Origin of the sequence: Streptomyces sp. NPDC048643, from assembly GCF_040650615.1 — a bacterium.
GTDB lineage: Bacteria > Actinomycetota > Actinomycetes > Streptomycetales > Streptomycetaceae > Streptomyces.
This window is the reverse complement of record NZ_JBEZHO010000006.1, coordinates 132342-152133: the sequence shown is the minus strand read 5'-3', so window position 1 is coordinate 152133 and position 19792 is coordinate 132342. Positions and strand designations below refer to the sequence as shown.

The window sequence follows — 19792 nt, the reverse complement described above, 5'->3', positions numbered from 1 at the left end:
CGAGGTGTATTCGACCGATAGTGATCATCTCTTTCGTACGACGACGAAGTCGGCGAGTGCCACGAGCTCGGCCCGCACACGATCGGGCATCGGGACGGCGTCGAGCGCCTCGATGGCGATGGCGTGCTGCCGGCGCGCCTCCTGGGCGGTCCAGTCGCGGCCGCCCGCCTCCTCGATGAGCGCCGCGCGCACGGCGAACTCCTCCTCGGAGAAGTTCTCGAAGTCGCTGGCCTTGGCGTCCTCGGCGAGCAGGTCGCCGAGCCGCTCGGAGGCGGGACCGCCCGCCGCGAGCGCGGCCACGACGGGCAGGGACTTCTTGCGCTGGCGCAGATCGCTCCAGGTCTGCTTCCCGGTGGACTCCGGGTCGCCCCAGATGCCGAGGAGGTCGTCGACGGCCTGGAAGGCCAGGCCGAGGTGGTAGCCGTACCGCTCCAGGGTGTCGGCGGTCAGGTCGTCGGCGCCGCCGAGGACCGCGCCGATGGAGCAGGCGCAGGCGAGCAGGGCGCCGGTCTTGTTGCCCTCCATCTCCAGGCACTCCTCGACGCTGACCCGGTCGCGGTGCTCGTAGGAGATGTCCTGGGCCTGGCCGTCGATGAGGGCGCGGGTGGCGGTGGTCAGGCGCCGGGTGGCGCGGCCGGCCTCGACACTGCCGAGCTCCAGCAGCACCTCGTTGGCCAGTGCGAACAGGGCGTCGCCGACCAGGATCGCCTGGGCGGGGCCGTGCACCTTCCAGACGGTGTCGCGGTGCCGGCGCTGTTCGTCGCCGTCCATCAGGTCGTCGTGCAGCAGCGAGAAGTTGTGCACCAGCTCGACCGCGACCGCGCCGGGGACGCCGACCTCGGGCTCGGCACCCGCGGCCTGCGCGGAGAGCACGGCGAGCGCCGGACGGACCGCCTTGCCGCCGTCACCGTCCGCGGGGTTGCCCTCGGCGTCGATCCAGCCGAAGTGGTAGGCGGCGACAGTGTCCATGGGCGCCGCCAGGCGGTCCACGGCCGCCTTCAGCACCGGTGTGGACAGGGTCCGGCCGCGCTCCAGGAGCGCGGTCACGTCCACCGCGTCGGCAGCCGTTTCGGCCGGGGGCACAGTGGGCACAGTCTCTCCTCTTGTTGCGATACCGGGGGTGCGGGGGCCTGTCGTGCTCTGTTCGAGCGTCATGCCGCCTCCTCGAAGAGTCCGAGGAGATGATCGCGGGACCGTCCCAGCGCGCCCAGCGCGGCATCCGCCGCGCCGACGCCGCTGCGGACCGCACTCTCCATGGTCGCGGGCCACCCTGTGGCGGTCCACGCTCCGGCCAGGTACAGGCCGGGGGCCTTGGTCCGGGCACCGGGGCGCAGCCGCCCGACGCCCGGGTCGGGGGCGAACGTCGCGGTGCGCTCCCGGGTCACGAAGAAGTCCTTCACCTCGGCGCCGCGCGCACCGGGCAGCAGCCGCTCCAGCTCGGGGAGGTACCGCTCCCGCAGCGCCGACACGGGCTCGTCGATCTCGTCCTGCGCCGCCGACTGCGACAGCGCTAGGTACTGGCCCTCGCGCAGCCCGGAGGCCTCCGTGCGGTCGAAGACCCACTGCACCGGGGAGCCGAGCGCTGCGAAGAACGGCGCGGTGAGGACGGTGCGGTCGTAGACGACGTGGACGTTCAGGATCGGCGCGGTGCCGATGTCCAGCAGCCGCTCGGGGGCGTCGAGCGCGCCCTGGGGCAGAAGATCGTGGGCCTCGCGCTGCGGTACGGCGAGCACGACGGCGTCGGCGTCGATGCGCTCGCCGGGAACCTGAACACTCCAACGCCCGTTCTCGTAAGGGGAGACGGAGGTGACGCGTGTACGGATCTCGGTACGTACGCCCGCGGAGTCGAGCGCCTTGCGGGCCAGGGTGTCGTGCAGTTCACCCAGCGGGACGCGCGCCCAGCCGATGTCGGCCGCGCCCGGGTCGGACAGCAGACCCGTCTTGAACACCATCGCGGCGAGGGCGAGCGAGCAGTCGCCGGCCACCGCGTTGAGGGTGGCGACCCCCACGAGGTCCCACAGCGCTTCGATGGCCCGTCGTGACTGACCGTGCCCGGCGAGCCAGTCGCCGAAGTTCTGCGTGTCGAGCGATGGATCGGTGAGATCCAGACCCTTGAGCGCGAGCGCGGCACGGCCGACCTTGGCACGCTCGGCGAGCGAGAGGTGCGGGTAGGTGGCGAGGCTGCGCGCCAGGTGCAGCGGCACCGGCAGCGCGTCGCGGCCGATTCTGCCGAGTCTGCGCCCGGGAGCGGCCTCCGCGTCGAGAACGGGCACGTCGAGACGATCCTGCAGAGGCGCCAGCGAGGCCGCGTCGATGCGGTCGAGGAACCAGCGGTAGGCGGTGCAGCAGCGCAGATAGACGTGCTGGCCGTTGTCCACGGTGAGGTCGCCGCGCTGGAAGGAGAACGCGAGACCGCCGAGCCGCGGCCGGCCTTCGAGCAGGGTGACGCGCACCCCGGCGTCGGCGAGCGCGAGCGCCGCGGTGATCCCGGCGAGTCCGCCGCCGATCACCACGGCGGACCGGGCGGAGTCGTCGGCGGACTCCTTGACCTCGCTCATCGTGCACCCTCCCCTGGGGCCGCGCCGTCGTGATCCGACGACGCACGGCAGGCCGTTGCAGTCAGGGACGCCGTCCGGCTCCGGAGGGTTGCGTGCCGCTTTTCGCCGGTCGTGTCACCTTGGCCCATATTGTCCATCAGACGCGCCTCCGGACGGTGCGTCGAGAGACGTGGCGGGCGTCGAGTCCGGAGAGACCGCGAACGGCGACGAACGCCTTCTCACGTCCGGGGAGCGAGACCCGGCCGCGCAGCACGGCCTCGGGCTCGCGCTCGATGCGGTCGAGCAGCCGCCGGTAGATACCCGCCATCGCGGCGACACAGGCGCCACTGCGCCGGTCGAGCATGGGCAGCAGCCGGTAGCCCTCGGCGAACAGCGCGCGGGCGCGCCGCACCTCGAAGTGCACCAGGCCCGCGAAGTCGGAGCCCGGCGGCGGGGTCGGCCCGTCGAAGCCGGCCGAGCAGCCGAACTTCGCCAGGTCGTCGGCCGGCAGGTACGTACGCCCGCCCTCCGCGTCCTCGCGGACGTCCCGCAGGATGTTCGTGAGCTGGAGCGCGAGCCCCAGCGTGTCGGCGTACTCCGGCGCTCGCTCGGCGCCGCGGGCCCCCGGTTCGGTACCGAAGACACCGAGCGAGAGCCGCCCGATCGCCCCGGCCACGCACCGGCAGTAGACCTTCAGGTCGTCCCACGTCTCGTAGGTCTCGCCGCGTACGTCCATCAGCACGCCGTCGATGAGCTCGTCCAGGCCCCCGAGGGGAACCGGGAAGTACTCGGCGGTGTGCGTGAGGGCGACGGCGACCGGGTCGGTGTCGTCCTCGTCGACGGCGCCCGCGCGGACGCGGGCGAGCAGCGCCTTCGTCTCCTCGAGACGGACCGCCTTCACGTCCGGTGCCAGCGTGCCGTCGCCGATGTCGTCGACCCGCCGGGAGAACGCGTAGAGCGCCGACATCGCACGGCGCTTGGCCGTAGGCAGCAGCCTGATGCCGTACGCGAAATTGCGGGCCTGCTGACCGGTCACTGCCTCGCAGTAGCTGTACGCGGCGAGTACCGGTGCGGACACGTGCTGTTCCGACTCCACGGTCCGGATCACCCCTTTCCTCGCAGAGTCACTCCCACCTCGCGCAGCAACTGGAGCTTGCCGGGCTTGGGCGGGCCTGAAAGTACGTCGTATTCGGCGGCGGCGATCGCACGGATCGCCGCCTTCCCCCCCGCAACGAACCCCGCGAGCAGCAGCTTCAGCCTGCCGTGGACGCTACCCACGAGGGGGGTGCCTTCATTCAGGAGGTTCAAGGCGCGTTCTGCTTCGTATGCAACCAGTGCTCGCACCGATGCGCCTGCTGTGGGGGCGGCGAGATCCGTTTCGAGGACATGAAAGCGCTTCATGTCCTCGGCGGGAAGATAGACACGGTCGCGGCCGAGATCCTCGGCGACGTCCTGGAGGTGCTCGACGATCTGCAGTGCCGTGCACACCGCGTCGGAGTGGCGGACCCGCTCGGGGGTGGACGTCCCGGTCACGGAGAGGACCAGGCGGCCGACGGGGTTCGCGGACAGCTCGCAGTAGGCGAGCAGGTCGTCGTAGGTCTCGTACCGCTTGACAAGCTGGTCCTGACGGTTGGCCGCGAGCAGGCCGAGGAACGGCTCGGGGGTGAGGCCCGCGCGGCGGACGGTGGGCTGCAGACGGAGCAGCAGGGGGTGGCGGGGGGTCGCGTCGAACACGCGGTGAAGATCGGCTTCCAGGGCGTCCAGCAGGACCGGCGTGTCCTCGGCCTCGGCGGTCGACACGCCGAGAAGGCGGGCGTCGGCTCCACCGGGGGCGAGGTCGCCGTCACCGATGTCGTCGACGAGGCGTGCGAAGCCATAGACGGCCATCAGGTCGTCACGCCAGGCCTTGGGCAGGAAGAAGGGCGCCACGGGAAAGTTCTCGTCCGCGGCTTTGTCCAGCGTGCCGCGCCCCGGATCACCGGTGCGGGCCGTATCGGCTTCGGTCACCGCCGGCCGCCCGGCGCGGGGACGGCAGACGCATCGCGGAGCTGGAGAGTCACCGTAGCCATTGCCGTCACATCTCCCGTTCTACACTGCCGACCCAACACTGCCCATTTCGGACACGCCGCCCGGAGATCCGCACAGCGAGACGGTGCCGGGTGTCGCGTATTATCGCCCTACTTGACGCGATTCAGCACCGGTACAGCTTACGTTGTACAACGCGGCACACTCCGCCGGGGTGTCCTGCACATCACAACAACACACCGATTGGCGTCAAGATTCCTACGGCCGACCGGAGTTGGCCTTTCCTTTGCAGACGCAGGGCCCCGCCGGAGAGTTCCGGCGGGGCCCTGGGCGAAACGGGTTACTTGCCCGTGAACTTCTCGTACTCCTTGAGGACCTCTTCGGTGGGTCCGTCCATGCGCAGTTCGCCGCGCTCCAGCCACAACACGCGATCGCAGGTGTCGCGGATCGACTTGTTGTTGTGACTGACCAGAAACACCGTGCCGGCGCTCTTGCGCAGCTCGCGGATACGGGCCTCGGACCGCTTCTGGAAGGAGCGGTCACCGGTGGCGAGCGCCTCGTCGATCATCAGGACGTCGTGGTCCTTGGCCGCGGCGATGGAGAAGCGCAGCCGGGCCGCCATGCCGGACGAGTAGGTCCGCATCGGCAGCGTGATGAAGTCGCCCTTCTCGTTGATGCCCGAGAAGTCGACGATGCTCTGGTAGCGCTCCCGGATCTGCTCGCGGGACATGCCCATCGCGAGCCCGCCCAATATGACGTTCCGCTCGCCCGTCAGGTCGTTCATCAGGGCCGCGTTCACGCCGAGCAGCGAGGGCTGGCCGTCGGTGAAGACCTTGCCCTTCTCGGCGGGGAGCAGGCCGGCGATGGCGCGCAGGAGCGTGGACTTGCCGGAGCCGTTCGAACCGATCAGGCCGACGGCCTCGCCCCGGTACGCGGTGAAGGAGACGCCCCTGACGGCGTGCACCTTGCGTACCCCGCGCTCCTCGCCGCGCTTGACGATGCGGCTGAGGGCGGAGGTGGCGCTGCCCTTGCCGGTCTTGGCGCCGTTCACGCGGTAGACGATGTGCAGTTCGTCCGCGATGACGGTCGGAATGTGCGACCTCTTCTCGAGCTCAGCCACGGCCGTACCTCTCTTCAGCCTTCCAGAAGTACACGAACCCGCCGACGGAGACGGTCACGGCCCAGAAGACGGCGATGGCCCACACGTGCGGCGGCAGGTTGGAGGAGCCGTATCCGTCGATGAGCGCGAAGCGCATCAGGTCCATGTAGACCGCGGCCGGGTTGGCCTGCAGCGCGCGGGCGACCCACTCCGGGCTGCTCGCGAGCATGGCGCTGATGGAGAACATGACGCCGGACGCGTACATCCAGGTGCGCAGGATGAACGGCATGAGCTGGGCGAGGTCCGGTGTCTTGGAGCCCATCCTCGCCACGATCAGCGCGAGGCCCGTGTTGAAGAGGAACTGCAGGAACAGCACGGGGAGGATCATCAGCCAGGACAGGCCCGGATAGCTGCCGAAGGCGATCACCACCAGGAACAGCACGATCATCGAGAACAGCAGCTGCTGGAGCTGCTGGAGCGCGAAGGAGATCGGCAGCGAGGCGCGCGGGAAGTGCAGCGCGCGCACCAGGCCGAGGTTGCCGGAGATCGCCCGGACACCCGCCATGATCGAGCTCTGGGTGAACGTGAAGACGAAGACGCCCGTCACCAGGAAGGGGATGTACACATCGTGCGACAGCCCCTTGTTGGCCTTCAGGATCAGGCCGAAGATCAGGTAGTAGACGAGCGCGTTCAGCAGCGGCGTCGCCACCTGCCAGAGCTGGCCGAGCTTGGCCTGGCTGTACTGGGCGGTGAGCTTCGCCTGGGAGAAGGCGAGGATGAAGTGCCGCCGGCCCCACAGCTGACGAACGTACTGGGCGAGGCCGGGCCGGGCGCCGCTGACCGCGAGCCCGTACTTGGCGGCCAGCTCGGCCGCGGAGAGCCCGTCGTCGGGCGACGGTCGGTCGCTCACCGCGACTCCACCGTCATGCGTTGTCTCACTCACAAGTGGAAACTTTCGTCTTCAAGATGCGCACAGCCGGATCGGGCAGAGGCGAGAGCAGGGGACCGTTGCCGGCCCCGACGCTCTCGGAATCGAGCTTGTCAGATGACGGGAGGTCGGCCCAGTCGAGTCAGCCGCCACACCGTACGCCACTTCATGGGACGGCGGGGTCCGCACGGACTGCTCCAGCCCTCCCGGAATCCCCCGAACCAGGCCTTCAGCGCCGCTCGCGAGGGGCGGCGCAGCAGCGTCAGGAGCATCCAGACGCCGAGGTAGACCGGGACGAGGAGCGCGGGGAGGTTGCGGCGGGCGAGCCACACGCGGTTGCGGGCCACCATGCGGTGGTACACCGCGTGCCGCGAGGGGGCGGTCGTCGGGTGGTACAGCACCATGTCGGACCGGTAGTCGATCATCCAGCCGGCGTCGAGGGCCCGCCAGGCGAGGTCGGTCTCCTCATGGGCGTAGAAGAACGCGTCCGGCAGTCCGCCCACCTCGGCGAGGACCCTCGTACGCACCGCGTTGGCGCCGCCGAGGAACGTGGTGACGCGCGAGGAGCGCATCGGGTCGGCGGCGCGCAGCCGGGGCACGTGGCGCCGCTGGGTCTCGCCCGTCTCGGGGTCGGCGATGCGGAAGCTGATGATCCCGAGCCGGGGGTCGTCGGTGAAGGCGCGGCGGCACAGCTCGGCGGTGTCGTGATGGGCCAGCAGTCCGTCGTCGTCCAGGAAGAGCAGGACGTCGACGTCGGCGCCGCCGGGGCCGAATGCCTCGATACCGACGTTGCGGCCACCGGGGATGCCGAGGTTCTCGGGCAGCTCGACCGTACGGACGCCCGCGGGGACGTCGGGGACGGGAGAGCCGTTGCCGACGACGACCACCTCGACACGGTCGCCGTCCTGCTTGGCGACCGAGTCGAGCAGGGCCCGCAGCTCGTCGGGGCGGTTGCCCATGGTGATGACGACCGCGCCGACCTTCATGGCCGTACTCACTTGAGCCTGCTCGAAGCGAGGATGGACACGAGGTGCAGCAGGGTCTGCACGATCGCGATGCCGGCGAGCACGGCGGTGCCGAGCCGGGTGAAGAACAGGTCGCCCCTGATCTGGTCGACGATCGCGAGGACCAGGATCAGCATGGTCGCCTCGATGCCGAGGATCAGCCGGTGGAACTTGAGTGCCGCGGCGGCCCGGCGGGCGAGCGCCATGCCGGAGGAGCGGGGCTCGGCGGCGGACTCCTGGACCGGGGGCAGTCCGCCCTGGTGGCGGGCGACGCCGACGAGGTCGGTCTCGGCCTTGATCAGGATCGCGCCGAGGGCGGCCAGGGTGCCGAGGAAGGCCCACAGCCAGTCGATCCGGCCGCCGCCCCACAGGTCGGCGGCGCGCAGGCCGAGGCCGACGAGGACCGCGGCGTCGGTCAGGTAGGCGCCGACGCGGTCGAGGTAGACCCCGCCGAGCGAGAACTGCTTCTTCCAGCGGGCGACCTCGCCGTCGACGCAGTCGAGCAGCAGGTACAGCTGGACCATCACCAGGCCGAGCACGGCGCCCGCGATCCCCGGCACCAGCAGGGCCGGGGCCGCGAGCACACCGCACAGGGTCATCAGGTACGTGAGCTGGTTGGGCGTGATCCTGGTGTTCACCAGGTAGCGGTCGCAGCGCAGCGAGATCTCTCGCATGTACAGGCGTCCCGCCCAGTGCTCACCGCTGCGCCGGTCCTTGACCCCCGCGGGGTGAACGACCGGGCGGAGTTCAGCTACTGATGGCCTTGGCATAGTCGGAGTAGAAGTCCTTGATCTGGTGGGTTTTCAGGTCGAGGTGTTCGAGGATCGTGTAGCGCCCGGGCCGGGTCCGCGGAGCGAACTCGACGACCTGGACGAACTCGTCCACGGTGAAGCCGATCTCCTCGGGCAGCACCGGCAGTCCGTGTCGGCGCAGCACCTCGGCCTGGTACACCGACTCCTCGTGCGCCCCGCGCAGGTACATCGCGAAGGCCGCTCCCAGGCCGCACTGCTCGCCGTGGCTCGCCGCGCGCTGGGGGAAGAGGAGGTCGAAGGCGTGGTTGATCTCGTGGCAGGAGCCCGAGGCGGGCCGGGAGTCGCCGGAGATCGACATCGAGATGCCGGTGAGGACCAGCGCCTCGGCCAGGACCTGGAGGAAGTCGTTGTCGCCGACACCGCCGGGGTGCCGGAGGACGGCCTCGCCCGCCTGGCGTGCCATCGCGGCGGCGAGACCGTCGATCTTCTCGCCGTTGACGCGGTTGGAGAGCTCCCAGTCCGCGACCGCGTTGATGTTGGACACGGCGTCGCCGATGCCGGACCGGACGAAGCGGATCGGCGCCTCGCGGATCACGTCGAGATCGATGACGACCGCGATGGGGTTCGGCACGCCGTAGGAGCCGCGGCCCGCGTCGTTGTCCAGGGTGGCGACGGGCGAGCACAGTCCGTCGTGCGCGAGGTTGGTCGGCACGGCGACGAGCGGCAGCCCGACGCGTGCGGCGGCGAACTTCGCGCAGTCGATGATCTTGCCGCCGCCCAGGCCCACGACGGCGTCGTAGTGCCCGGACCGCATCTCGTCGGCCAGCCGGATCGCGTCGTCGAGCGTTCCACCGCCGACCTCGTACCAGGTGGCACCCGGCAGGGCCGGGGTCAGGCGCTCGCGGAGCTTCGCGCCCGACCCGGTGCTGACCGCGACGGCGATCTTCCCGGAGTGGGAGATCCGCTCGTCGTACAGGACGCTCGCCAGGTCGTCCAGGGCACCCGCGCGGATGTCGACCACGACCGGCGAGGGGATGAGCCTCGTCAGTACTGGCACGCGATCACACGCCCCTTGGCCAGGTCGTCGTGGTTGTCGATCTCCACCCAGGACACGTCACCGATGGGCGCGACGTCGATCTGGAAGCCGCGGTCCACCAGCTCCTGGTAGCCGTGCTCGTAGAACTGCTGCGGGTCCGTCTCCCACACCGTCTTCAGCGCGTCGGCGAGCTCGTCGGCGGCGGCGCCCTCGATGAGGGTCACGCCGATGTACTCGCCCGTCGCCTCCGCCGGGTCCATCAGCTTCGTGATCTTCCGGACACCCTTGTCGGGGTCCACCACGACCTTCATCTCCTCGTCGGCGAGGTCCTTCACCGTGTCGAGAGCGAGAATGATCTTCTTGCCCTCGCCGCGCGCGGCCAGCAGCGTCCGCTCGACGGAGACCGGGTGCACGGTGTCACCGTTCGCGAGGATCACGCCGTCCTTCAGCGCGTCCCGGCCGCACCACAGGGAGTAGGCGTTGTTCCACTCCTCGGCCTTGTCGTTGTCGATCAGCGTGATCTTGAGGCCGTACTTCTCCTCCAGCGCCGCCTTACGGTCGTACACGGCCTCCTTGCGGTAGCCGACGATGATGCCGACCTCCGTCAGACCGATCTCCGCGAAGTTCCCCAGCGTCAGGTCCAGGACCGTGATCGAGTCCTCCGCACCCTCCGGACCCACCGGCACCAGAGCCTTCGGCAGAGTGTCGGTGTAGGGACGCAGACGCCGTCCGGCGCCAGCCGCCAGCACGAGGCCGATCATGCGGGTTCTCCTTCATCGTGTACGGCGGGGGCCCCGGAGGACACCCAGAAACGGATGCTCTCGGTGAGCACCAGCAGCGTCACGGCCACGGCGAACACCGTGAGCGCGACCTTGAACTGTGCGGCGGTGAGCAGCGCGGCCAGGACGGTGACCAGCAGCGTCCTGCCTTCGTGCCCGCCGGTCGCCCGCACCAGCCAGTGCGGGGGGGCGCCGGCGTTTCCGCGAATGCGGTACACCGTGTCGTAGTGATGGTAGGCGACCGCGGCCACCAGGCCGAAAGCCGCCGGAAGGGCTCCGTTCACGTCCGCGTTGACCGCCAGGACCAGCACGGTGAGGTACTCCGCCGCGCGGTAGAAGGGCGGAACGAGCCAGTCCAGGGCGCCTTTCAGGGGCCTGAGCAGGGCGGCTGGCGAGAGCAGGACGTACACCGCGGCGCCGAGGACCGGCCACCAGCTTCCGTAGGGGGCGAGTGCGGCGCAGATCACGACGATCGCCCCGGCGACGAACGCGACGACGGCGGGCGCGAGGCGCGGGACACCGCGGGCGGCACGGGTCAGGAGCTCCGCGAGCGGGCCGGAGTCGGTGAGGTCCACGAGGGCCTGGGCGGCACGGTCGGTGCGGTGTGCCTTGCGGGTGAGCGAGCGCAGCACCCGGCCGGCCGTGGTGTAGGTCGCCGCGAAGGCGCAGCCGACCAGCAGCGCGTAGAAGGTGATGCGGGGCGTCGTGAACGCGGTGAGCACGGCGATCATCGCCCAGCGCTCACCGATGGGCAGGACGATCATCCGGCGCACCCAGACCGTCCAGCCGACGCTGTCGAGCTTGTCCGAGAGGGCGGCGGTGGGGCTGGTGTTGGCCGTGGCGTCGTGGTTCGCCTCGTTGAAGGAGAAGTCCACGACGTGGCGGCAGGTCTGCAGGATCATCGCGCCGAGGGCGAGCGCCCAGACGTCGTCGCCGCCGCGGGCCGCGCCGAGCGCGAGGCCCGCGTAGTAGGCGTACTCCTTGGCCCGGTCGAAGGTCGCGTCCAGCCAGGCGCCGAGGGTGGAGTACTGCAGGGAGTAGCGGGCGAGCTGTCCGTCCGTGCAGTCCAGGACGAAGGAGAAGAGGAGGAGCAGTCCGGCGGCGACGAAGCCGGCGCGGGTGCCGGTGGCGGCGCTGCCCGCGGCGATCAGCGCGGTGATCAGCGACGCGGTGGTGACCTGGTTCGGGGTCAGGCCGCGGCGGGCGCACCAGCGGGCGATGTAGCGCGAGTACGGGCTGATGCAGTAGGTGGTGAAGAAGCCGTCGCGGGCCTTCACGGCGCTGCGCAGCCGGATCGCCTCGTCGTCCACGGCGGAGACGGCCTGCCGGGCCTCGTTGCGTTCCTGCGGGTCCGTCGGGACGATGGCGACGAGGGCGCCGAGTTCCGGGCGGTGCACGGCGACGTCGTCCGCGTCGAGGGCGGCGGTGAGGCGTTCGGCGAGGTTCTCCGTGGCGACGGCGAGGCCGCCGCTCGCGGAGCTCTCGCGGGCCAGGGCGCGGGTCAGCGCCCGCCGGGCCTCGGGCTGTACGGAGACGGCACCGGGCAGCGCGGAGGCCGCGAAGCGCGGGTCGGTGAGACCGAGCCGCAGGGCGTGCTCGTGGCCCACGAAGCGGGTGTCGACGACGGCGACCCGCTCGCTCGCCGGCACGGCGGCGAGCAGGCTCTCGGTCTCACCCGCGTCGGAGGCGAGCCGCACGTCGAAGCCGAGCGACCGCAGATCGCCTTCGAGCGACGATCCGGGGACCGGCTGACCGGTGAGGATGGCGGTCGACAGCGAACTCACTCCCTGGGTGCCGGCGCGGCCTCGCGCCGGGCGTGTGCGTGGTGGGAAGACCCCCGGCCTGCAGAGGCGGCCCGGGCGGCGTGTCGGCAGAGGCTATCGGATGAACGGAAGAGGGCGTTCACCGCCCGTTCACGGCCCGATCAACCGCTTCTGCACTGCCCGCGCCGCGATCATCATCGGGGATCGCGGTCCCCGCTCACAAACCCGCGTTCGCAGACCGGCGCATTCTCGGCATGACGTCCGACACCCTCCCGCACCCCCCGGAGCGGGGCAGGGCGGACACCTCTTTCGACCGGCATAGGGTTGGCGTCCATGACATGGCTGATCACCGGCGGAGCCGGATACATCGGGGCACATGTGGCGCGGACGATGGCGGAGGCGGGGGAACGCCTCGTCGTCCTCGACGACCTCTCGTCCGGGGTGCCGAACCGGCTTCCGGAGGACATCCCGCTGATGCAGGGCTCCTCGCTGGACGGGGACCTGCTCAAGCGGGTGCTGTCCGAGCACGCGATCACGGGTGTGGTGCACCTCGCGGCGCGCAAGCAGGTCGGTGAGTCGGTGGCCCAGCCGACGCGCTACTACCAGGAGAACGTGGGCGGCCTCGCGACCGTCCTGGAGGCGGTCGCCGGGGCGGGCGTGAAGCGCTTCGTGTTCTCCTCGTCGGCGGCCGTCTACGGCAACCCCGATGTGGACCTCATCACGGAGGACACCCCCTGCGCCCCGATGAGCCCCTACGGCGAGACGAAGCTCGCCGGGGAGTGGCTGGTGCGGGCGACGGGCCGGGCGCACGGCATCGCGACCATGTGTCTGCGCTACTTCAACGTGGCGGGCGCCGCCTCGCCGGAACTCGCCGACACGGGCGCCTTCAACATCGTCCCGATGGTGTTCGACCGGCTCACCCGGGGCGAGGCCCCGCGGATCTTCGGGGACGACTACGCGACGCCGGACGGGACCGCCGTCCGTGACTACATCCATGTCGCCGACCTCGCCGAGGCACATCTCGCGGCGGCCAGGCGGCTGGCCGAAGGCGCGAGCGGCGACCTGACCGTCAACATCGGCACGGGCCAGGGCGTCTCCGTGCGGGAGCTCATGACGCTCGTCTCCGAGGTGACCGGAGACCCCCGGCAGCCCGTCGTCGAGCCGCGCCGTCCGGGCGACGCGCCGCGCGCGGTGGCCTCTGCCGCCCTGGCCGGCGAACGGCTCGGCTGGAGCGCACGGCGCGGGGTCCCCGAGATGGTCGAGTCGGCCTGGCGCGGCTGGCGGTTCCACCACCCGGGAACCACCACCGGATGATCTTGTCAACGCTCTGACCTGCGGATCGTTTCCGCAGGTCAGAGCATATGACAACGGTGTTCAGTGCCGCGTTGCCCAGGAGCCGGTTCCCGTAGTTCACTGTGAATCCGGACCTGTTGTTCCGGACCGAGGCACGGGAGGCGGCTTTCCATGGGGGCTGGGCACGACCACGGGCACGCGCACGGCGCTCCCCCGACGGGCACGGCGGCGGCCGCGTACCGCGGGAGGCTGCGCGTCGCCCTGGGCATCACGCTCGCCGTCATGGTCGTCGAGATCTTCGGCGGTCTGCTGGCCGACTCGCTCGCGTTGGTCGCGGACGCGGCACACATGGCGACGGACGCGCTGGGGCTCGGCATGGCCCTGCTCGCGATCCACTTCGCGGCGCGGCCCCCGAGCCGCAACCGCACCTTCGGGCTGGCCCGGGCCGAGATCCTGGCCGCGCTCGCCAACTGTCTGCTGCTGCTCGTCGTCGGCGGCTACGTGCTCGTCGAGGCGATCCAGCGTTTCGTGACGCCCGCCGACACCCAGGGCGGCCTGGCCATCGTGTTCGGCGCGATCGGTCTGGTCGCCAACTCGGTGTCGCTGACGCTGCTGATGCGCGGCCAGAAGGACAGCCTGAACGTGCGGGGGGCCTTCCTGGAGGTGGCGGCCGACGCATTGGGCTCGCTGGCGGTCATCATCGCGGCGGTGGTCATCATCACCACCGGCTGGCAGGCCGCGGACCCCATCGCCTCGATCGCCATCGCGCTGATGATCGTCCCGCGCACCTGGAAGCTGCTGCACGAGACGCTCGACGTGCTGCTGGAGGCGGCTCCCAAGGGGGTCGACATGGCGGAGGTACGCGCCCACATCCTGGCTCTCGACGGGGTCGAGGACATCCACGACCTGCACGCCTGGACCATCACGTCGGGCATGCCGGTGCTCTCGGCGCACGTCGTCGTCAGTTCCGACGTGCTGAACGCCATAGGGCACGAGAAGGTGCTCCACGAACTCCAGGGCTGCCTCGGCGTCCACTTCGACGTGGAGCACTGCACCTTCCAGCTGGAACCGAGCGGCCACGCCGAGCACGAGGCGCGACTCTGCCACTGACCGCGCGGCGGGGCTCCCGTAAAACCCGGGGCGCCGGATCGGCCGTCGTACGCGCGGTGCTGGACGCGGCACACGCGCGGGGAGAGCGGCTCGTCCTCGTACGCGGGCATCCCGGGTACTACGCGAGGTTCGGCTTCGGGCCCGCCGCCGCGTACGGCATCCGGCCCGGATTCGACGTGCCGTCCGAACATCTGATGGCCCTCGTCCTCGGCGGTTCCTGGCCGGTGGCACCGGGCACGATCAGGTATCCAGCGGCTTTCGGCGTCTGACGCACACCGGCCGCGTGTCCCGTTCCGGGCTCCCGGGGCGGGACATGCGGGAGCCGCGAAGTGCCGGGAGTGCCGCTTTCGTACGGCAGACTTGGGGCTTGAAGACCGATGCGAAGGATGGGTATGCCGATCACACCTGCCACCGCGACGCACAGTTCGTCGAACGGCACCGTTGAAGCGATCTTGCTGGAACTGGTCGACGAGGACGGCAACACGATCGGTACGGCGGAGAAGCTCGCCGCCCACCAGACGCCGGGGCAGCTGCACAGAGCGTTCTCGGTGTTCCTCTTCGACGAGCAGGGCCGGCTGCTGCTCCAGCAGCGCGCCCTCGGCAAGTACCACTCCCCCGGTGTCTGGTCCAACACCTGCTGCGGCCACCCGTACCCGGGCGAGGCGCCGTTCGCGGCGGCGGCCCGGCGGACGTACGAGGAGCTGGGGGTGTCGCCGACGCTGCTGGCCGAGGCGGGCACGGTCCGCTACAACCACCCGGACCCGGACTCGGGTCTGGTGGAGCAGGAGTACAACCACCTCTTCGTCGGCATGGTGCAGTCCGCGCTGCGGCCCGATCCCGAGGAGGTCGGCTCGACGGCTTTCGTGACCGCCGCCGAGTTGGCCGAGCGGCACGCGAAGGACCCGTTCTCGGCGTGGTTCATGACGGTGCTGGACGCGGCCCGTCCGGCCGTCCGTGAACTGACGGGCCCGTCCGCGGGCTGGTAGCGGGTCCGCTACACGACACCCGGGGTGAGCGGCAGGGCGGCCCAGATCACCTTGCCGCCGCTCGCGGTGTGCTCGACGTCGCACGCACCCCCGGACTCCCTGGTGACCTCGCGCACCAGCAGCAGGCCGCGGCCGCCGGTCTGGCCGTGGTCGGCCTCCAGCGCGGTCGGACGGTAGGGGTGGTTGTCCTCGACGGACACCCGCACCCACTCGGCTCCGACGGCGACCTCGACCGCGAGCATCGGCGACAGGAGTGCCGCGTGCTTGACGGCGTTCGTGACCAGTTCGGAGACGATCAGCAGCAGTCCCTGGACGAGTTCGTCCGAGACCGGGACCCCCTGGCGGGCCAGCAGGTCACGGACGGCATGCCGTGCCTGCGGCACGGAGGCGTCGACGGCGGGCGCGGTGAACCTCCACACCCCCTCGTACGGCAGCGGCTCCGGCGATCTGACGCCGGGTGTCACGCCCCCGCCTTCGGGGCTCGGGTCGGACCCCCGCCCGAGGTTCTCCATCGTCCGGTCGCCACCCTTGCGCTCGATTGTCACCACACGTCGAGTGTTGGTAATGCGCTGGTCCGTACCGGAGAACTGAACAGAAGTCAGCGACTATCGACGCCTTCTGACCGTCTGCGTATGACACGGTCAGTTCCACGACAGCTCCTGCCCTCCTGGTGCCGACTTCCGAAAGTATTCAGGTTGTACGGGTTTGTCCCGGAGCTGGCCTGAATCGTTCCCCCTCGCCTCCGCCGCCCTGCGCCTCGCTCCCGTCCGGCTCCTCGGCCGCCTTCCGGCCGCCCTCCGGGGTGCGGATAGCATCCCGGCTCATGGAGCCGCAGCTGTCGCACCACGTCGGCGACGGAGTCGCCACCGTCGTCATCGACCATCCCGCCAAGCGGAACGCCATGACGACGGAGATGTGGCGTGCGCTGCCACCGCTGCTGGACGAGCTGACCGGCCGTCCCGACGTCCACGCGCTGGTGCTCACCGGCGCGGGCACGACCTTCTGCGCCGGGGCCGACATCTCCACGCTGCGCGGCTCCCCGGACGAGGCCCAGGGTCTGGCCGTGCTCGCCGAGGAGGCCCTCGCCGCGTTCCCGAAGCCGACGCTCGCCGCGATCCGCGGCTACTGCGTGGGCGGCGGCGCCCAGCTCGCGGCCGCCTGCGACCTGCGGTTCGCGCAGGAGGGATCACTGTTCGGCGTGACCCCGGCGAAGCTCGGGATCGTCTATCCCGCCTCCTCCACCCGGAGGTTGGCGGCCCTGGTGGGACCTTCCGCCGCCAAGTACCTGCTCTTCTCGGGCGAGTTGATCGACACGGGGCGCGCGCTGCGCACCGGCCTGGTGGACGAGGTGCTTCCCGACGGCGAACTCGACAAGCGGGTCGGGGAGTTCACCCGCCTTCTCGCCACGCGTTCCCTGTTGACGCAGGCGTCGGCTAAGGAGTTCACGAACGGGCGCACCGACCGCGACGCGTACTGGACGGAGCAGGCGCGCGGCGGCGGCGACACCGCGGAGGGTGTCGCCGCCTTCCTGGAACGCAGGCAGCCACGCTTCACCTGGACTCCGTGACGGCCCTAGTCGAGAACGACGTGGCTGCCGTTGCGGAACCTGTCGACGAGGTGGGCGGGCGCCTTCTCCGGTGAGCCGGCGTCGTACGGCGGCTGGGGGTCGTACTCGGTCAACAGCTGGACGGCCTGGGCGTGTTCGTCCCCGGCGATCCGGCCGAGCAGGGTGAGTCCCATGTCGATGCCGGACGAGACGCCCGCAGCGGTCACGTACTTGCCGTCGAACACGACCCGCTCCCCCGTCGGTTCGGCGCCGAATGCCTTCAGTCCGTCCAGGGCCAGCCAGTGCGAGGTGGCCCGGCGCCCCGCGAGGAGCCCGGCGGACGCGAGCAGCAGGGACCCGGTGCACACCGAGGTCGTCCAGACACTGGTGCCGTCCACGGCGCGGAGCCAGTCGAGGAGGACCTGGTTGTCCATCTGGGCCCCCTGGCCCGGCCCGCCCGGGACCACCACGATGTCGGGGTGCGGGACCTCGGCGAGGCTCTTGTCCGCGGTCAGCGCGAGCCGTCCGGTGTCGGAGCGGAGGGGCCCGGTGCGCTCGGCGACGAAGACGGTGTCCGCGTCGGGGAGCCGGCCGAGCGTCTCGTAGGGGCCGACGGCGTCCAGAGCGGTGAAACGGTCGTAGAGGACGATGGCGATCTGCATCGGGGTCCTTTCGGTGGGTGGATGGGGCGGGGGGCAGGGCGGGGTGCGCCCGGGCCCGGCGCGGGATCCGCCGGTTCGGGTGGGCCGGTGGTCGGGCAGTCTGGTGCCGAGGGTGAACTCCGGTGTGGCGTCAGCCGGTCGGTGCCGGCCGGAAGCGGCGCCGGTACTCCGCCGGCGCGGAGCCGAGGGTCTTCACGAAGGCGCGGCGCATGGCCTCCGGCGTGCCGTAGCCGCAGGCGCGGGAGATCTCCTCGACCCCGTCGGGGGTGTCCTCCAGGAGCCGGCGGGCGTGTTCGAGCCGGACGCGCTCGACGTACCGGCCGGGCGTCGTACCGGTCTCGGCCTGGAAGGCGCGGGCGAAGTGGCGGGGCGAGAGGCGGGCCCGGGCGGCGAGCGACTCGACGCTCAGATCGCCGCCGGGGTGTTCGGAGATCCACTGCTGGACCTCGCGCAGCGGTTCGCGCCGCGCGGTCTGGGCGGCGAGCTGGACGCTGAACTGGGCCTGGTTCCCGGGGCGTCGGAGGAAGACGACGAGGTGGCGGGCGATGGTGAGGGCGGTGGTACGGCCCAGGTCGTCCTCCACGAGGGCGAGGGCCAGGTCGATGCCGGAGGTGACCCCCGCCGACGTGGCCACGTGGCCGTCACGGACGTAGATCGGATCGGGGTCCACCTCGACCGCCGGATGGTCGCGGGCGAGCCGGTCGCAGTACGCCCAGTGGGTCGTCGCCCGGCGGCCGTCGAGCAGGCCCGCCGCCGCGAGCAGGATCGCGCCGGTGCAGACGGAGACGAGACGCTCGGCGCCCGGGCCGTGCGCGCGCAGCCAGTCGACGAGGCGGGGGTCGGGGTGCCGGGTGCCCTTGCCTCCGGGCACGAGCAGGGTGTGCGGCGCGGGCGCCTCGGCGAGCGCGTGGTCCGGCACGAGGACGAGTCCGCTGGAGCAGCGCACCGGGGCGCCGTCCAGCGAGGCGGTGCGGATGCGGTACGAGTCGGCGCGGTGGGCCTCGGCGCCCGCGAACACCTCCAGCGGGCCGGTGACGTCGAGGCTCTGCACGCCGTCGAAGAGGACGATCAGGACCGTTCGCATGCCTCGATTCTCGACCGGCGCCCCGATGGCCGCAATGACGCGTAACCCACCTTTCCTGCCATACGGGCACCACGGTTCACACCGTACCGACCAGTCGGTAATGTGCGGGGTATGACCACTCCACTGCCGGAGCGCGCCGGGCGCCGCTGCCACAACGTCCTCAACCCGCTGCACTCGACGCACTACTTCTCACCCGATCTCGGGCGTGAGCTGGCCGCGGTCGGTATCGCGGACGACCGGGCCGCGTACTTCGCCGCGCGGTCCGCCGCGATGGGCGCGGTCGGCGCCGGCACGGTGACGGCGACGTTCTACAACTTCCGGCACGGGCTGGTGGCCGACCACCTGCCCGACGTATGGGAGAAGGCCTCCCCGGCGACCGTCCTCGCGGCACGCCTGCGGGCCGTGGACGCGACGCTCAGGCGGCTGCTCGGCGAGGACCTCGTCGCCTCCGAGGAGGTGGCCGAGGCCGCGCGGCTCGCGCTGCGGGCGGCCGAGGCCTGCGACGCGACGGCACGGCCGCTGTACTCCGCCCACGCGGACCTCCCGGTGCCCGAGGCGCCCCATCTGGCGCTGTGGCACGCGGCGACCCTGCTCCGCGAGCACCGCGGTGACGGCCACCTCGCCGCGCTGCTCGACGCGGAGCTGGACCCGGTGGAGGCCCTGGTCAGCCACACCGCGACCGGCAAGGGCATGGCTCCGAAGTGGGCGCTCGGCACCCGCGGCTGGAACCGGCAGGACTGGGAGGCGGCGTCCGAACGGCTGCGCGAGCGCGGGCTGCTCGACGCGCGGGGCGAGCTGACGGAGGCGGGCTTGGCCCTGCGACAGGACATCGAGGTCCGCACGGACCGCCTCGACCGCGGCCCCTACGAGCACCTCGGCGCGGCCGGGGTGGAGCGGCTCACCGAGATCGCGAAGGGGCTGCTGATGACGGCGCTCGGCAACGGGGCGTTCCCGGCGGACATGATCGGCAAGAACTGAGGTACCCGTACGTCACCGGCTTCTCCGTGCCGGAAGACGAAAGGGGAAAGACCATGCTGCGTGCCATAGCCGACGTTCTTCGTCAGATCGGCGGGGCCATCGCCACCGTCGTCACGCTGCCGTTCCGGGCTCTGGCCCGGCTGTTCGGCGGAGCCTCCGGCTCCGGTCGGACCCGCAAGGCGTGAGGGACGGCACCTCCCCCGGCGCCGC

Annotated in this window: 22 protein-coding genes; 7 read left to right on the top strand and 15 right to left on the bottom strand. The window is 71.2% G+C overall.

Going from position 1 to position 19792, the window contains the following annotated elements; translation table 11 throughout:
- Positions 1-24: 24 nt before the first annotated feature.
- From AB0C62_RS08675 to AB0C62_RS08620, 12 genes are all read right to left on the bottom strand, one after another.
- Positions 25-1155 (bottom strand): polyprenyl synthetase family protein, encoded by a 1131-nt coding sequence (locus AB0C62_RS08675; RefSeq protein WP_362970933.1) that lies wholly within the window; start codon positions 1153-1155, stop codon positions 25-27.
- Positions 1152-2558 carry a hydroxysqualene dehydroxylase HpnE gene (hpnE, locus tag AB0C62_RS08670; protein WP_362970931.1) on the bottom strand — a complete coding sequence of 469 codons (1407 nt, stop codon included), beginning with the start codon at positions 2556-2558 and terminating at the stop codon, positions 1152-1154. The genes AB0C62_RS08675 and hpnE overlap by 4 nt, the downstream gene beginning before the upstream one ends.
- A complete protein-coding gene (locus AB0C62_RS08665) occupies positions 2555-2686 on the bottom strand; it encodes a DUF6380 family protein (protein ID WP_362971120.1) in 132 nt (43 codons plus the stop codon). Before AB0C62_RS08665 ends, hpnE begins: the two co-directional genes overlap by 4 nt.
- 8 nt (positions 2687-2694) lie before the next feature.
- On the bottom strand, positions 2695-3645 hold the full coding sequence (gene hpnD / locus AB0C62_RS08660; RefSeq protein ID WP_362970929.1) for a presqualene diphosphate synthase HpnD: 951 nt from the start codon (positions 3643-3645) through the stop codon (positions 2695-2697).
- Positions 3642-4544 (bottom strand): squalene synthase HpnC, encoded by a 903-nt coding sequence (gene hpnC / locus AB0C62_RS08655; RefSeq protein WP_362970927.1) that lies wholly within the window; start codon positions 4542-4544, stop codon positions 3642-3644. Before hpnC ends, hpnD begins: the two co-directional genes overlap by 4 nt.
- Positions 4545-4902: 358 nt before the next feature.
- On the bottom strand, positions 4903-5682 hold the full coding sequence (locus AB0C62_RS08650; RefSeq protein ID WP_362970925.1) for an ABC transporter ATP-binding protein: 780 nt from the start codon (positions 5680-5682) through the stop codon (positions 4903-4905).
- A complete protein-coding gene (locus AB0C62_RS08645) occupies positions 5675-6604 on the bottom strand; it encodes an ABC transporter permease (RefSeq protein ID WP_362970923.1) in 930 nt (309 codons plus the stop codon). Before AB0C62_RS08645 ends, AB0C62_RS08650 begins: the two co-directional genes overlap by 8 nt.
- 98 nt (positions 6605-6702) lie before the next feature.
- A complete protein-coding gene (locus AB0C62_RS08640; RefSeq protein WP_362971118.1) occupies positions 6703-7575 on the bottom strand; it encodes a glycosyltransferase in 873 nt (290 codons plus the stop codon).
- Positions 7576-7583: 8 nt separating this feature from the next.
- Positions 7584-8363, bottom strand: a complete 780-nt coding sequence (locus AB0C62_RS08635; RefSeq protein ID WP_362970921.1) for a CDP-alcohol phosphatidyltransferase family protein — start codon at positions 8361-8363, stop codon at positions 7584-7586.
- Entirely contained in the window at positions 8341-9402 is a 1062-nt protein-coding gene (locus AB0C62_RS08630; protein WP_362970919.1) for an iron-containing alcohol dehydrogenase family protein, read from the bottom strand. Before AB0C62_RS08630 ends, AB0C62_RS08635 begins: the two co-directional genes overlap by 23 nt.
- Complete coding sequence (locus AB0C62_RS08625; RefSeq protein WP_362970917.1) at positions 9390-10142, bottom strand: phosphocholine cytidylyltransferase family protein; 753 nt, start codon at positions 10140-10142, stop codon at positions 9390-9392. The genes AB0C62_RS08630 and AB0C62_RS08625 overlap by 13 nt, the downstream gene beginning before the upstream one ends.
- Entirely contained in the window at positions 10139-11935 is a 1797-nt protein-coding gene (locus tag AB0C62_RS08620) for a DUF5941 domain-containing protein (RefSeq protein WP_362971116.1), read from the bottom strand. Before AB0C62_RS08620 ends, AB0C62_RS08625 begins: the two co-directional genes overlap by 4 nt.
- 321 nt (positions 11936-12256) lie before the next feature.
- Between AB0C62_RS08620 and galE the strand changes: the two genes are divergently transcribed.
- The 4 genes from galE (at position 12257) to idi (ending at position 15312) form a co-directional block, all read left to right on the top strand.
- On the top strand, positions 12257-13237 hold the full coding sequence (gene galE, locus AB0C62_RS08615) for a UDP-glucose 4-epimerase GalE (RefSeq protein WP_362970915.1): 981 nt from the start codon (positions 12257-12259) through the stop codon (positions 13235-13237).
- Positions 13238-13387: 150 nt separating this feature from the next.
- Positions 13388-14326: a cation diffusion facilitator family transporter gene (locus AB0C62_RS08610; RefSeq protein ID WP_362970913.1), complete on the top strand. Its 939-nt coding sequence runs from the start codon at positions 13388-13390 to the stop codon at positions 14324-14326.
- A gap of 56 nt (positions 14327-14382) precedes the next feature.
- Positions 14383-14595: a hypothetical protein gene (locus tag AB0C62_RS08605; RefSeq protein ID WP_362970911.1), complete on the top strand. Its 213-nt coding sequence runs from the start codon at positions 14383-14385 to the stop codon at positions 14593-14595.
- A gap of 123 nt (positions 14596-14718) precedes the next feature.
- Complete coding sequence (idi, locus tag AB0C62_RS08600) at positions 14719-15312, top strand: isopentenyl-diphosphate Delta-isomerase (RefSeq protein WP_362970909.1); 594 nt, start codon at positions 14719-14721, stop codon at positions 15310-15312.
- 8 nt (positions 15313-15320) lie between these two features.
- Here idi and AB0C62_RS08595 read toward each other — a convergent pair whose 3' ends face one another.
- Positions 15321-15824 (bottom strand): ATP-binding protein, encoded by a 504-nt coding sequence (locus tag AB0C62_RS08595; RefSeq protein WP_362971114.1) that lies wholly within the window; start codon positions 15822-15824, stop codon positions 15321-15323.
- Between the two features lie 311 nt (positions 15825-16135).
- Between AB0C62_RS08595 and AB0C62_RS08590 the strand changes: the two genes are divergently transcribed.
- Positions 16136-16879 carry an enoyl-CoA hydratase/isomerase family protein gene (locus AB0C62_RS08590; protein WP_362970908.1) on the top strand — a complete coding sequence of 248 codons (744 nt, stop codon included), beginning with the start codon at positions 16136-16138 and terminating at the stop codon, positions 16877-16879.
- A gap of 5 nt (positions 16880-16884) precedes the next feature.
- On the opposite strand, the gene AB0C62_RS08585 is transcribed toward AB0C62_RS08590, so the two are convergent.
- Both AB0C62_RS08585 and AB0C62_RS08580 read right to left on the bottom strand, forming a co-directional pair.
- Positions 16885-17520 (bottom strand): DJ-1/PfpI family protein, encoded by a 636-nt coding sequence (locus tag AB0C62_RS08585; protein WP_362970906.1) that lies wholly within the window; start codon positions 17518-17520, stop codon positions 16885-16887.
- A gap of 130 nt (positions 17521-17650) precedes the next feature.
- Complete coding sequence (locus AB0C62_RS08580; protein ID WP_362970904.1) at positions 17651-18604, bottom strand: GlxA family transcriptional regulator; 954 nt, start codon at positions 18602-18604, stop codon at positions 17651-17653.
- Positions 18605-18715: 111 nt separating this feature from the next.
- On the opposite strand from AB0C62_RS08580, the gene AB0C62_RS08575 reads away from it, so the two are divergent.
- Complete coding sequence (locus tag AB0C62_RS08575; RefSeq protein ID WP_362970902.1) at positions 18716-19582, top strand: hypothetical protein; 867 nt, start codon at positions 18716-18718, stop codon at positions 19580-19582.
- Positions 19583-19635: 53 nt separating this feature from the next.
- Positions 19636-19767 (top strand): LPFR motif small protein, encoded by a 132-nt coding sequence (locus tag AB0C62_RS08570; RefSeq protein ID WP_266617602.1) that lies wholly within the window; start codon positions 19636-19638, stop codon positions 19765-19767.
- Positions 19768-19792 lie beyond the last annotated feature (25 nt).